At 61.9% G+C, this 13061-nt stretch carries 12 protein-coding genes and 1 pseudogene; 10 read left to right on the top strand and 3 right to left on the bottom strand.

What is annotated here, in order from left to right; translation table 11 throughout:
- Nucleotides 1-129: 129 nt before the first annotated feature.
- From C9I57_RS01310 to egtD, 5 genes are all read left to right on the top strand, one after another.
- A complete protein-coding gene (locus C9I57_RS01310) occupies nt 130-378 on the top strand; it encodes an AbrB/MazE/SpoVT family DNA-binding domain-containing protein (protein WP_107148838.1) in 249 nt (82 codons plus the stop codon).
- Nucleotides 372-692, top strand: coding sequence for a type II toxin-antitoxin system PemK/MazF family toxin (locus tag C9I57_RS01305; RefSeq protein WP_107149231.1), 321 nt, complete (start codon nt 372-374; stop codon nt 690-692). Before C9I57_RS01310 ends, C9I57_RS01305 begins: the two co-directional genes overlap by 7 nt.
- 100 nt (nt 693-792) lie before the next feature.
- On the top strand, nt 793-1680 hold the full coding sequence (locus tag C9I57_RS01300; protein ID WP_107148837.1) for a DUF72 domain-containing protein: 888 nt from the start codon (nt 793-795) through the stop codon (nt 1678-1680).
- Nucleotides 1681-1685: 5 nt separating this feature from the next.
- A complete protein-coding gene (gene egtB / locus C9I57_RS01295; protein WP_107148836.1) occupies nt 1686-2927 on the top strand; it encodes an ergothioneine biosynthesis protein EgtB in 1242 nt (413 codons plus the stop codon).
- On the top strand, nt 2911-3939 hold the full coding sequence (gene egtD, locus C9I57_RS01290) for an L-histidine N(alpha)-methyltransferase (protein WP_440130166.1): 1029 nt from the start codon (nt 2911-2913) through the stop codon (nt 3937-3939). Before egtB ends, egtD begins: the two co-directional genes overlap by 17 nt.
- Before the next feature lie 27 nt (nt 3940-3966).
- On the opposite strand, the gene C9I57_RS01285 is transcribed toward egtD, so the two are convergent.
- The 3 genes from C9I57_RS01285 to C9I57_RS01275 form a co-directional block, all read right to left on the bottom strand.
- Entirely contained in the window at nt 3967-4284 is a 318-nt protein-coding gene (locus C9I57_RS01285) for a hypothetical protein (protein WP_107148834.1), read from the bottom strand.
- A 107-nt stretch (nt 4285-4391) separates the two neighbouring features.
- Entirely contained in the window at nt 4392-4985 is a 594-nt protein-coding gene (locus C9I57_RS01280; RefSeq protein ID WP_107148833.1) for an IMPACT family protein, read from the bottom strand.
- Nucleotides 4982-5884 carry a LysR family transcriptional regulator gene (locus C9I57_RS01275; RefSeq protein ID WP_107148832.1) on the bottom strand — a complete coding sequence of 301 codons (903 nt, stop codon included), beginning with the start codon at nt 5882-5884 and terminating at the stop codon, nt 4982-4984. Before C9I57_RS01275 ends, C9I57_RS01280 begins: the two co-directional genes overlap by 4 nt.
- A gap of 176 nt (nt 5885-6060) precedes the next feature.
- Here C9I57_RS01275 and C9I57_RS01270 point away from each other — a divergent pair.
- The 5 genes and pseudogenes from C9I57_RS01270 to C9I57_RS01250 form a co-directional block, all read left to right on the top strand.
- Nucleotides 6061-7050, top strand: a pseudogene (locus C9I57_RS01270) (pyridoxamine 5'-phosphate oxidase family protein); the annotation flags it as partial.
- 183 nt (nt 7051-7233) lie between these two features.
- A complete protein-coding gene (gspI, locus tag C9I57_RS01265; RefSeq protein ID WP_258187440.1) occupies nt 7234-7710 on the top strand; it encodes a type II secretion system minor pseudopilin GspI in 477 nt (158 codons plus the stop codon).
- Entirely contained in the window at nt 7694-8356 is a 663-nt protein-coding gene (locus tag C9I57_RS01260) for a PulJ/GspJ family protein (RefSeq protein WP_107148829.1), read from the top strand. Before gspI ends, C9I57_RS01260 begins: the two co-directional genes overlap by 17 nt.
- 158 nt (nt 8357-8514) lie before the next feature.
- Nucleotides 8515-10734 (top strand): tetratricopeptide repeat protein, encoded by a 2220-nt coding sequence (locus C9I57_RS01255; RefSeq protein ID WP_107148828.1) that lies wholly within the window; start codon nt 8515-8517, stop codon nt 10732-10734.
- Nucleotides 10735-10860: 126 nt separating this feature from the next.
- Nucleotides 10861-13050 (top strand): tetratricopeptide repeat protein, encoded by a 2190-nt coding sequence (locus C9I57_RS01250; protein ID WP_181321685.1) that lies wholly within the window; start codon nt 10861-10863, stop codon nt 13048-13050.
- Nucleotides 13051-13061: the final 11 nt, after the last annotated feature.

Raw genomic sequence — 13061 nt, 5'->3', positions numbered from 1 at the left:
CTGTCTGCTTCCAGTCTTTGCGGCGCCGTGATGATTTCAGCATCGGCACCGTGCTATCCGAACGGATATGTAATAACATTGTGTTGACCATCCATCCAAGATGGTATAACTTTGTGCTTACATATTGCCATGAAGACGACGATTCGCAGAATGGGCAACTCGCAAGGGATACTGATCCCCAAGCCGATCCTGGTTCAGCTTGGGTTCGAACATGAGGTGGAAATGGAAATCGAGGGCGATGCACTGGTGATTCGACGTCCGCGTAAGAAGGCGCGTGAAGGCTGGGCGGACGCAAGCAAGCGTCTCGCGGCCGCCGGCGATGACGCGCTCGTGATGGGCGAGTTCGGCAACAGCGAAGACGCGGAGTGGTCGTGGTAGTCCGCGGCGAGGTGTGGCTCGTCGCGCTCGACCCCACGCTCGGCAGCGAGATTCAGAAGACGCGGCCGTGCGTCGTCGTCTCTCCGCCCGAGCTGCATGAGCATTTGCGCACGGTCATCGTGGCGCCGATGACGACGAAAAGCCGCCCGGCGCCGTTTCGTGTACCCGTGACGTTCGAGAGAAAGCGGGGGCTCATTCTTCTGGACCAGATCCGAACGGTCGACAAGATTCGATTGGTGAAGAGGGCTGGGGCGATCGTGGACAGAACATTGGCCGACACGTTGCATACGCTGCAGGAAGTCTTCGCGGAATGAAGGCGAGCGTGCGCCGTTTTCAGAGCGCGCAGCCTCGCCGAGCCGGGAATAGCCCTTGCTGCAACGCGCAGTCACCGCGAAAGAGGGGTGCGACGAGCAAATGGCTATCCTTATCGGCATTTCCGGCTGGCGCTACGAGGGGTGGCGCGGGGTCTTCTACCCGAAGGGGCTCCGGCACGCCAGCGAGCTCTCGTTCGCATCGCGGGCTGTGGACACGATCGAAATCAACGGCTCCCACTACTCGCTGCAAACGATCGACAGCTACCGCTCATGGCATGAAGAAACGCCTGACGGTTTCGTGTTCGGCGTCAAGGGTCCGCGATTCCTGACGCACATGCTGCGTTTCCGCGATGAGGCGGCGAAGCCCGCCATCGCGAATTTTTTCGCCTCGGGCGTCCTCGCGCTCGACGAAAAGCTGGGGCCTTTTCTCTGGCAGTTTCCGCCGAACTTCCCCTTCGATGTGACGCGGCTGGAACGCTTTCTCGATTTGCTGCCTCGAACGGTGCAAGACGCCGTCGCTCTGGCGTCGCAACACGACGCGCGCGTCAAACGCGCCTGGTTCGATGCGAGCGGAGATGGCCAACTCAGGCACGCGGTCGAAGTCAGGCACTCGAGCTTTCAGACGCCCGCATTCGCGGACATGTTGCGGCGCTATCGTGTTGCGCTCGTCATTTCCGATTCTGTGGCAGGATGGCCCTATGCCGAAGACGTCACGTCGGATTTCATCTACATGCGCCTACACGGCACCGAGACGCTTTATAGCGGCGCTTACTCGGATCGCGCGCTCAAACGATGGGCCAAACGGATTGCGATCTGGGCGCGAGGAGACGAACCGGCCGATGCCGTTCGCCTCTCGCCTTCGCCTGTGCGCCATGAGGAACGCGACGTCTTTTGCTACTTCGACAACGACCAAAAAGTAGAAGCCCCGTTCGATGCCCAGCGGCTCAAGCGCTGGATAGCGGCGGAGCAGACAGGAGCAAGCCGATGACCCGGATGGTGTCCGAACTGCTGCAGGCGTTTCGTAAAGTACGCAAGCGGAGCGTCGAGCTCGCGAGTTCGCTGTCGCCCGAAGACCAACAGGTGCAATCGATGCCCGATGCGAGCCCGACGAAGTGGCATCTCGCGCACACGACCTGGTTCTTCGAGACGGTGTTGCTCGTTCCTCACGCGCCCGGCTACGTTCTCTTCCACGACCACTTCCCGTTTCTGTTCAATTCGTATTACGAAGCATTGGGTCCTCGTCACGAGCGCGCGCAACGAGGGCTGCTGACCAGGCCGTCGCTCGACGAAGTCCATGCATACCGGCGCCATGTCGACGCGGCGGTCATGGCGCTCATTGAAATGGCCGATCGGGACACGTTCGACCGGATCGAACCGATCGTGACGCTCGGCCTGCATCATGAAGAGCAGCATCAGGAGCTGATCCTGACCGACATCCTGCATGCGTTCTCGTGCAATTCGCTGATGCCCGCCTATCGCGCCGAGTCGCGCGAGCGGCCGCGCGGCCCGGATTCATCGACGGTGGCGACGACGCGAGCCGGAGCGCAGCCGATCGAATGGCTGCGCCAGCCCGGCGGCATCGTCGGCATTGGACACGCGGGGCAGGGGTTTTGCTTCGACAACGAGCTGCCCCGCCATGAGACGTTGCTGCAACCGTATGAAATCGCCCACCGTCTCATCACCTGCGGGGACTATGCCGCGTTTATTGCCGACGGGGGATACCGGCGGCCCGAGCTCTGGCTATCGGACGGCTGGGCCATGGTTCAGCGCGAGCGTCTTGCCGCGCCTCTTTATTGGCGCGGCATCGACGATGGCAAGTGCGCGGACGACCCTTCGAGCTGGCTTGTATTCGGCCTCGACGGCCTAGAGCCGATGAACCCGGGCGCGCCCGTTTCGCAACTGAGCTTTTACGAGGCGGCGGCCTACGCCGAGTGGGCCGGTGCGCGGTTGCCGACCGAGTTCGAATGGGAGGCCGCTTTCGACGCGCCGGGCATTACGCAGATGACGGACCACGTTTGGCAATGGACGCGCTCGTCATACGATCCCTATCCGGGCTTTCGGCCGTTGCCGGGCGTAGCGGCGGAATACAACGGCAAGTTCATGGTCGGGCAACTCGTCTTGCGCGGCGGCAGCTTGGCGACGCCGCCGGGGCACGCGCGTCGTAGCTATCGCAATTTCTTTCCGCCGGCGGCGCGCTGGCAATTTTCGGGAGTACGCCTTGTACGAGACATCTGAAGCAACGGGCTTGGCCGGTGCGGCCGAATTCGTTGGCAGTCCTCGTCGAAAAGATGCGGCCGCGGCCGAGTTCGTGCGCGATCTCGTCGCCGCCTTATCGAAAACGCCGCACAGCATTGCGCCGAAATACTTTTACGATGCCGCGGGCTCGGCGCTCTTCGACAGGATCTGTGAATTGCCCGAGTACTACCCCACGCGGACCGAGTGGGGCATTCTGACGAGCCATGCGCATGACATTGCGCAATGCATGGGGTCTCGCGCGGACATCGTCGAGTTCGGCGCGGGATCGCTCGCGAAGATACGGCTGCTGCTCGATGCGTTCGTTTCGCGCGATGCGCCGCGGCGTTATTTTCCCGTCGACATCTCAGCCGAGCATCTCGAGAGCGCCGCGCGGAAACTGCACGCCGACTACCCGCAGCTTTCGGTGCAGCCGGTCGCGGCCGATTACATGAAAGAGGAGCAACTGGCCGGTCTCACAGTGAGCCTCGAAGCGTCGTCGCAGCGCCGCGTCGGTTTTTTTCCGGGCTCGACGATCGGCAATTTCGATCCTGACGAAGCCGCGGCGTTTCTGCGTCTCGCCGCGCGCTTGCTGCGCGGTGGCGGGCTGCTCGTGGGTGTCGATCTCGTGAAGGAGCCGCAGACGCTGCACCATGCGTATAACGATGCACAAGGCGTGACGGCGGCGTTCAACCTGAACTTGCTTCGGCGGGCGAACGATGAGCTGGGCGCTGACTTCGACTTGAACAAGTTCGCGCACTACGCGTTTTACGAGCCGGTCAAGCAACGAGTGGAGATGCACCTGCTCAGTCTTTGTGCGCAAACGGTGCGTCTGGCCGGAAGAGAATTCGCTTTTGAAGAAGGTGAAAGCCTTCATACGGAGAACTCATATAAGTTCACCATCGAAGGCTTCCGTGAGCTGGCCGTTTCGGCCGGATTCGTGCCCGGTCCGGTATGGACCGACGAGGCGAGGCTCTTCAGTGTGCATTGGTTGGAGAGCCCGTCCGCCGGCTGAACTCGGGCCGACCGATCCGCGTCGCCGTTACCAGCCGCGGCGCTCACGCCACTCGTGTTCACGCCATTCGTGTTGGCGCCACTCATGCTCACGCCATTCGTGACGGCGCCATTCTCGTTCGCGCCAGTCGTCGCCTCGCCAGTAGCCGACCGCGTACGGTGCAGGCTCGACGTAGGCAGGTGCGGCAGGCGCCGCATAAACGGGTGCGGGCCCTGTATAGACCGGTACCGGGGCCACGCCGACGGGCACGCCGATGCCCACGGCGAGATCGACATGCGCCGAGGCCGCCGTGGAAACACCGAGTACCACGAGACCGATGAACCCTCCAATGAGCTTCTTGTTCATTTGCGTGACTCCTTGCACGATGCGTGCGTTTCAGTTGACCACGGCCTTAGTCTAGGAGCGCGGCCCGGACACATGTGAAAACGCCGTGCGAGATCGGTAACGCAAGATTACGAGAGCGTTTCAGGAAACGTCGCTTTGCCGAGCGTCAGATCGATCAACGCGGCGCGGGCCGCATCGAGCGCGGTCGCGGGAAGTTCCATTTCGAGTCGCACACCGACATCGTAAGCAGTACTGACGAGCGAGACGTGTTCCTGATCCATCCAACGCCGCACCCTTGCTTCGTCGGCGAAACCGACCTCCACGACGAGGCGCGCTTGCGCGATCCGTTCGGTGCGCTCGGCCTGCTGAAGGGCGCCCGCTATCGCATCGGTGTAGGCACGCACGAGGCCGCCGGCGCCGAGCTTGACGCCGCCGTAGTAACGCACGACGGCCCCAAGCACACCGTCGAGGTCGTGGTGACGCAGCACTTCGAGAATGGGCCTGCCCGCCGTTCCTGACGGCTCGCCGTCGTCGGACATGCCCGACTGGCCACCTGCGAGAAGTGCCCAGCAAACATGGGTTGCGGTCGGATGCTCATGGCGCAGCCGCTGCAGCGCCTGCATCGACGCATCGCGATCGGCGACCGGGATCGAGTAGGCGATGAAGCGGCTTTTGCGGATTTCGACTTCGAAAACCGAGGTCGCCGCTAACGTATAGGTCATGACGATTGCGGCCTCAATAGATCGACCAGCGCCAGGGCCTTGGCCGGCACGCGGTTCGTCGGCGGGAACACGGCGCGAATGTCGGACTCCGGCGCAACCCAGCGCGGCAGTAGGCGCACGAGCGCACCGGCCGCAATGTCGTCGACCACCGAGAAGTCGGTCAGCACACCGAAGCCGCCTCCCGCGAGCGTGGCCGCGCGGCACGCCGTCGCCGTGTTGGCTATGAACCCGCTGCGGCCGCATTTCACCGTTTTTTTCGAGCCGCGAGTGTTCTGAAGCTCGAACGAGAACGGGTGCGGCAATATGGAAACGGCGACATAGGGTAGCGCGGCGAGGTCCGCCGGATCGCGCGGCTCGCCATACTTGGCGACGAATTCGGGCGCGGCCACGACCCACTTGGCGTAGCTGCCGATCTTCACGGTTCGATAGGTCGAATCGGCGAGCCGGCCGAGACGGATCGCGACGTCGATGTTTTCCGCGACGAGGTCCAGATAGCGATCGTTGCAGATGAGTTCGACGTCGAGCTCCGGATGCATACGCCTTAGTGCGACGATCGCGGGAGCGACGACGAGCTGGCCGAAATCGATCGGTGCCGTGACACGCAACGTGCCGCGCAGCGGGCCGCCGTCGCCGGCCACGTCGGCCAACGCTTCCTCGGCGGCGCGCAAGATTTCGCGCGCCGCCTCGTAAAAGCGCCGCCCCGCTTCCGTAACGTTGAGCCTGCGCGTCGTGCGAATCAAGAGGCTCGCGCCTACCTCGGCTTCGAGCCGCTGCATGTGCGTGCTGACCACCGTCTTCGCAAGCCCGAGCCTTTCGGCAGCGGCGGTCAGCGAGCCTGCTTCAACGACCGCTGCGTAAATGCCGAGCCGATTCAGATTCACGTCCCGCACGTCCGCCATCTGCGATTGTCCGTTCAAAGAGGATTGTGTTTTTGCGATTATCCGTCTTCCGCTGACAGTTTGCACGCGATAGGCTGCATCTGTCGGTCGCCGAGGAAGATGATCGATCGCGGCCGATCGACTTCCGGTGCGAACCGTTGCGTGCTCAGCGACCCTTTAGCGGAATGGAGATGACGATGACCGAGGCGCCTACCGTTGCACCCGGCTGGTCGGGTGCTCAACTGCCGTTTCACGAGGGCGAGCTTGCCGCGCAGAAACGGGCAGGAGTCCTAAGCGTTGCGGCGTCGATCGGACGCCGCGGCATTCGCGACTACATGCCGGATCAGCATCGCGAGTTCTACGCGCAGTTGCCGTTCATGGTGATCGGCGGCGTCGATGCCGAGGGGCAGCCGTGGTCGACGCTCCGTGTGGGTGAGCCCGGCTTTGTTTCGTCGCCGGACGCATGGACCCTGCGCATCGGCGGCGGGGCGCTGCCCGGTGATCCGCTCGCGGACACATGGCGACGCGGCTCGATGGTTGGCGGACTCGGCATTCAGTTCGACACGCGGCGACGCAATCGGATCAATGGTGTCGTCACGGCAACCGATGGAGACGCGCTTACTTTGACGGTCAGCCAGAGCTTCGGCAATTGCGCCAAGTACATTCAAAGCCGCACGCCGGTGCGTGTGTCGCGGGCCGAAGAAGGGGCGGCGGTCGAGCATTCGCGAGTGGCTGCTCAATTGAACGATGCGGACCGTGCGTTGCTCCGGCAGGCCGACACGTTCTTCATTGCAAGCGCTAATGTGGCCGATGATGCAGGCTCCGCGCGCGGAGTGGACGTATCGCATCGCGGCGGGTTGCCTGGGTTCGTTCGCGCCGATGACGCGGTGACGCTGACGACGCCCGACTTTAGCGGAAACCGGCTCTTCAATACGATCGGCAACTTGCTCGTCGAGCCCCGAGCGGGGCTCCTCTTCATCGACTTCGCAACGGGCGATCTGCTCTATGTCGCCGCGGATGCGGAAATCGTCTGGGAGGCGCCCGAATTGAGCGAGTTCCCAGGTGCTCAGCGGCTTGTTCGGTTCCATATTCGCGAGGTGAGGCGCAGCACAGGCGTGTTGCCGTTGCGCTGGTCAGCGGTGCAGTATGCGCCACAGTTTGCGCCCCAGGCCGGCAAGGCGGCTCTCGGGTGAGGCGGCGTCTGTCGCCGGCCGGATCGCTCACGCCAAAATGGTACGTAACATTCGACACGCGTCTGCAATACGTTCTGTTTAATTTGAGTGCCGCGGAGTAGCGCGCCGTTAATCGGCGGCTTGCGAAACGATAATGAAAGCATCGCCCTGCTTCCGAGGCCGCAGCGGCGCCGGGAAATGGATGACATAGAACTCACCGAAAAGCATCGTGTTATGTGCGCACGAGAGGCGGGCATTTTTGTTCGTTTGACGCGAGGCCGCCGCCGGGCAGTAGGTCAGTCCGCGCTTTTGCCGGGTTTTACACTGATCGAAGTCTTGATTGCGCTCGCTATCGTCGCCATCGCGTTAGGGGCGGTGATGCGTGCGATCGGAGCGCTTGCGGCGGACACGGATAATTCGCGAGCGCGGTTGCTGGCGCTCTGGAGTGCGGACAATGCGCTCAGTGCTGTACGCATATCCTCGCGCTGGCCGCCCGTCGGCCGCAGCACGTTCTCTTGTCCGCAAGGACGGTATGCATTCGTTTGTCGAGAGGCGGTGACGGCGCTTTCGAGCCCGCTCGTTCGTCAGGTGACCGTAAGCGTTTATGCATCGAGTTCGAGTCGCACGGTGCTCGCCGAAGTCGTAACTGTGGTGCAAGATGAAGCGCGGCATTGAGCGGGACGCCTCGAGACGCGTGCGCGGCTTTACGCTGATCGAGATGCTCGTTGCGATCGCGTTGCTCGCGGTGATCGCATTGCTGTCCTGGCGAGGCCTTGACACGACGATTCGTGGGCGGGACGACGTCACTACCAATCTTGCCGAGACGCGGCTACTCGGCCGCTATTTTTCGCAACTGCAATTCGATTTGATGAACCTCGTCACAGCAGACGAAGTATTCGGACCGCCGCTGCGTATCCGGCGCAACGAGCTCGTGCTAGTGAGGCATCTTGACGTAGGCAACGGCGCGACGCAGGTGCAGGTGGTGCGCTATCAGTTGAAGGGCCGCGAGCTCTCGCGCAGCGCGTCTCAACCACTGTCGACGCTTTCTCAGTTGGACGAAGCGCTACACCACATGGACGATTTCGCCGGCGTGGTCGCGAGTGATAGTGCGCGCTCGATGAGTTTGGAGGTCTGGGTTCCGCCGTCCGGGTGGACTTCGAGTCAATCGACTATTGAAGACGCTTATGCGCGATTTCTCGAAAAGCATGGCATCAGCAGTCATACCTCGGTTGGAATGCCGTTGCCTCGCGGTATTCGATTTTCAGTGGCGATCGGTGCGCCGCCTGTCGAATACGTCCGAATGATACCGATAGGTCAATGAAACGACTGCGAATTGGCGGGCGCCGGTTGACAAAATGGTCCGTAACATTCGTCACACGCCTGTTATTCACTGTCGGTTAGTCTGATCAGCGGGCCGGTAGGGCGCGATTATGCCGACTGGCATTTGCTTGGCCGTTTTTTACGGGATCGGGGGTGGGCATGGATGTCGGGCATCCGCAGGGCACGCGTGCGGGCACTTCTTCGCTTTCGGACTCCGGCAAGCAGAGGCCGGCCGGGAATCTTTCGCGCGCCAAGGACTGGCATGGGACGGGGCGCTTTGACGAGGCCGCGCGCGAGTATGAAACCGTGCTTGCCAACGACCCCGACCATGCCGAAGCGCTGCATTTCTACGGCATTCTTCATCATCAGCGCGGCAACACGCCCGAAGCAAAAAGGCTCATACAACGAGCCGTGTCACTCGCGCCGGATGCCGCGACACTGTCGGACTTCGGTGGACTCCTCGCGACCGACGGCAACTTCGACGCCGCGCTCGAACAGTTTGACGCAGCGTTGCGACTGGACTCGAACCATCTGCCGTCGCTGATTCGTCGTGGTAATGCAATGGTTGCGTTGCGCCGATATGAGTCCGCGCTTGTCGATTATGATCGCGCGCTCGGCGTATCGCCTCTCCTGCTCGATGCGCTTTGCAATCGGGGGGCGGCGTTGCGGGCGCTTGGGCGGTATCAGGACGCGATGGAGACTTATGAGCGCGCGCTGACGGTCGATCCCCGTTCGTACGAATCGCTCTACAACCTCGGAAATGTGCTGCGAGATTTGCAGAGATATGCGGAGGCGTTGCACAACTATGAGCGCGCGCTCGAGATCGTACCGAATCATACAGAAATACTATCCGCCAAAGGCCGTACGCTCGTTGACCTTGGACGCCCGAAGGAAGCACTCGCCAGCTTCAACGAAGCGATTGCGATCCGGCCGGATTTCGTAGAGGCACTTTACAACAGTGCGGTCGCGCTGGAGCGGCTCGGCCGCGCCGAAGAATCCTTGCAGCGTTGTGATCGAGTGATCACGATTGATCCGGACCACCCGAAGGTCCACGGCACTCGCGGAAATGCGCTGTTGCATCTGAAACGATACGAGGAGGCCGTGTCGGACTATTCGCGCGCGCTCGAGATCGAACCGGGTGCGATAGATGTCTTATGCAATCAGGGCACGGCATTGCGTCACCTCCATCGCTATGAGGCGGCGTTACGGAGTTACGACGCCGCGCTGGCGACAAACCCGGAATTCGCCGAGGCTTGGTGCAATCGCGGTAGCGTGTTTCTGGACATGCATCGTTTAGATGATGCGCTCGAAGCCTTCGACAGAGCGCTTGCGATCAGCCCGAAATACGCGTTGGCGTGGTTCAACAGGGGCGGAGCGCTCCTCGATATGCTCAGGTACGATGACGCGCTAGAGTCGTACGGCCAAGCGATCGAGCTGGATCCCAACTATGTCGACGCCCACTTCGGTCAGGCTTTCATCTATTTGCGGCAAGGCGACTTCGCTCGCGGATGGTCCAAATACGAATGGCGCTTGAGAGACCCGAAATCCGAACATAACGGCCGTAGATTTCCACAAGCGCGGTGGGTTGGGGGAGAGTCGCTCGATGGCCGCACGATATTGATTCACGCCGAGCAGGGCTTCGGCGATACATTGCAGTTCTGCCGATATGCGGAGTGCTTGCGCGACGAGGGTGCGCGCGTCGTGTTGGAAGTCCAGCCGGCGCTTCGCTCGTTGATGTCGTCGCTGCGGGGGCCGGTGCAGGTCATCGCGAGGGGCGAGCCGTTGCCAGCGTTCGACTATCATTGCCCGTTGCTGAGCCTGCCGTTCGCGTTCCAAACGGATTTATCGAGCATTCCGGCCAAGACGCCGTACCTCCATGCCGACGACACCCTCGTTCGGAAATGGACAACCATTCTTGGCGTGAGGCACCGTCTGCGCGTCGGCCTTGCGTGGTCGGGCAATCCGGAGCACCGGAACGATCGCAACCGCTCGATCGAACTTGCTGCACTGATGCCGCTTCTCGTGCCAGACATCGACTGGATCAGTTTGCAGAAGGTCGTTCGCAACAGCGACGCAGCGACGCTCGATCGCTCTCCAATCCGCAACTTTGATACTGATATCCGCGACTTTTCAGATACGGCTGCGCTCATTCAGTCGCTGGACCTGGTCATTTCCGTCGATACCGCCGTCGCCCATCTGGCAGGTGCTCTCAATCGCCCGGTCTGGATCCTCTTGACCCATATCGGCGAATGGCGCTGGTTGAGCGAACGGGAAGACAGCCCGTGGTACCCGAGCGCGCGGCTGTTCCGGCAATCCGCGCGGGGTGGCTGGCAAGACGTCGTCGAATCGGTGCGAGCGGAGATCGTGAAGTTGATTTAGCCGAACAAAAAGGGCGTGAGGGCGTCCGGGAGAGAAATGATGGGGGCTGGGAGCGGGTCGCGGGGCCGCGGAGCGCATCCGTTGCCTCCGTCGAGACAAGCGGGCGAGGGAGCGGGCACACGAAACATGTCGACAGCAGTTAGCAGCGCGTTGCGCCACGCACGAGCGTTGCACGAACGTGGGGCGTTAGCGGACGCGGAAAGGGGGTATCGTGAGGTTCTGACGGTCGATCCCGATCACGCGGAGGCATTGCACCTGCTGGGCGTGCTCCACTTCCAACACGGGCGGATGAACGACGCGGACGTGGCAATGAGGCGTTCGATCGAGCGGACACCGTCGGCGCTGTCTCTGGCCAATCATGCGTCGGTGTTGATTAGCCTCGGCCGCCGCGATGAAGCGCTGGCACGCCTCGAAGCGGCTCTTTCACTGAATCCTTCACATCTGCGCGCACTACTGTTGCGCGCGGGCGTTCTTTCGGATCTGGGGCGTCATATCGAAGCCGTGGCAGCTTACGACTGTCTGCTCGCGGTCGCCCCGACGCTCGTAGAAGCCTTGTGGCGGCGCGCGGCTGCGCTCTTTGCGTTGCAGCGTCATGCGGAAGCCCTTGAATGCTGCGATCGGGCGTTGGCGGTTGACGACCGGTCGTTCGAAGCGAATCATCAGCGTGCCCAGATACTGCGCGACATGGGACGGTTCGCGGAGGCGCTCGAGCACTATGACCGCGCGCTGGCCGTGATGCCGAATAGCGCGGAAATTCTGCTGATGCGAGGCTTGACGCTTGCCGATCTCGGTCGACTCAACGAGGCGCTCGCGAGCTTGAACGAAGCCATAGCGGGTCGGCCTGACTTCGTCGATGCTCTTTACAATAGCGCCGTGATGCTCGAGCGTCTCGGCCGTTACCAGGAAGCATTGGCGCGGTGTGAGCGTGCCGTCGCTCTTGATGGCCGGCACGCAGGTGCGCTTGCCAACCGCGGTAACGCGTTGTTCGGTCTCGCGCGCGATACCGAGGCACTTGCCAGCTATGACGCATCGCTCGGCGTTGCGCCTGATTTCATCGAAGTGCACTGTAATCGGGCTAGGGTGCTCACGCGACTTAAGCGGGAGACCGAGGCGCTCGAGAGCTGCGATCGAGCCATCATGCTCAATGATCGCTATGCGCCGGCGTGGTTTACTCGTGGCCGCGTTTTGCAGAGGCTACACCGCTACGATGAGGCGCTTGTCAGCTATGACCACGCCCTCGTCATTGACCCTTCGGACAAGCTGGCGCATTTTCAGCGCGGCAATTCGCTGCGCTCGTTAATGCGGCACGAAGACGCGCTGGCGGCATACGATCGGGTGCTCGCCATGGACCCGGAGAATATCGCCACCAACTTTACGAAGGCGTTCGTTTATCTCCAGACCGGCGATTTCGAACGAGGATGGCCGGCGTATGAATGGCGCTGGCGAGAAGACCAGGTCGGCACATTCAAGCGGGTGTTCGCGCAGCCACTATGGCTCGGCGAGGAATCGATCGAGGGAAAGACGATTCTGTTGCATGCAGAACAAGGCTTGGGCGACACATTACAGTTTTGCCGCTATGTGAAGTTCGTCAAAGCGCTCGGTGCTCGCGTCGTCATCGAAGTGCAGGCCGCGCTCAAGTCTCTACTGGCAGACGTCGCGGGTGCCGACCAGGTGGTCGGCTATGGAGAGCCGCTGCCGCCGTTCGATGTCCACTGCCCATTGCTAAGCTTGCCGCTCGTATTCCGCACCGACCTGGCATCGATTCCCTCGGACGTGCCATACCTGAGAGCGCGACCGGAGCACGTTGCTAAATGGCAATCCAGATTGGGCGAGCGGACCCGTGCACGGATCGGCATTGCCTGGTCGGGCAACCCGAATCACCTCGACGATCACAATCGTTCGATCCCGCTCGAGAATCTGTTGCCGTTGCTGACCGACGAAGTCGAATGGATCAGCATTCAAAAGGTGGTGCGGGACGACGACATGTCCGTGCTGGAAGCGTCTTCTATCAGGCACTTCGGCGACGAGCTCGGCTCGTTCGTGGACACGGCCGGCCTCGTGCAGTGCCTCGACTGCATCGTTACCGTCGACACGTCGGTCGCGCACCTGGCCGGGGCACTCGGCAAGCCGTTATGGATGATGTTGCCCTACCTGCCTGATTGGCGCTGGTTGCTCGATCGTGAAGACAATCCGTGGTATCCGAGTGCCCGCCTTTTCAGGCAGGCTCATGCGGGCGATTGGAAGGACGTATTCGATCGGATCAAGACTGCGTTGCGGTCAGTGGCGAACTCGGCTGCGGCCGCTTTGTCGACGTGAAAGAGTGAGTC

The organism is Trinickia symbiotica (genome assembly GCF_003028655.1).
Lineage (GTDB): Bacteria > Pseudomonadota > Gammaproteobacteria > Burkholderiales > Burkholderiaceae > Trinickia > Trinickia symbiotica_A.
The sequence above is the reverse complement of the archived record's forward strand: the minus strand, read 5'-3'. Positions and strand labels throughout refer to the sequence as shown.

Bases quoted from the DNA above. Each gene is read 5' to 3' on its own strand.
- C9I57_RS01255 (WP_107148828.1), top strand. From the start codon at position 8,515: ATGGATGTCGGGCATCCGCAGGGCACGCGTGCGGGCACTTCTTCGCTT.
- C9I57_RS01310 (WP_107148838.1), top strand. From the start codon at position 130: ATGAAGACGACGATTCGCAGAATGGGCAACTCGCAAGGGATACTGATC.
- C9I57_RS01300 (WP_107148837.1), top strand. From the start codon at position 793: ATGGCTATCCTTATCGGCATTTCCGGCTGGCGCTACGAGGGGTGGCGC.
- C9I57_RS01250 (WP_181321685.1), top strand. From the start codon at position 10,861: ATGTCGACAGCAGTTAGCAGCGCGTTGCGCCACGCACGAGCGTTGCAC.
- C9I57_RS01275 (WP_107148832.1), bottom strand. From the start codon at position 5,884: ATGGCGGACGTGCGGGACGTGAATCTGAATCGGCTCGGCATTTACGCA.
- C9I57_RS01280 (WP_107148833.1), bottom strand. From the start codon at position 4,985: ATGACCTATACGTTAGCGGCGACCTCGGTTTTCGAAGTCGAAATCCGC.
- egtB (WP_107148836.1), top strand. From the start codon at position 1,686: ATGGTGTCCGAACTGCTGCAGGCGTTTCGTAAAGTACGCAAGCGGAGC.
- C9I57_RS01260 (WP_107148829.1), top strand. From the start codon at position 7,694: ATGAAGCGCGGCATTGAGCGGGACGCCTCGAGACGCGTGCGCGGCTTT.
- gspI (WP_258187440.1), top strand. From the start codon at position 7,234: ATGGATGACATAGAACTCACCGAAAAGCATCGTGTTATGTGCGCACGA.
- C9I57_RS01285 (WP_107148834.1), bottom strand. From the start codon at position 4,284: ATGAACAAGAAGCTCATTGGAGGGTTCATCGGTCTCGTGGTACTCGGT.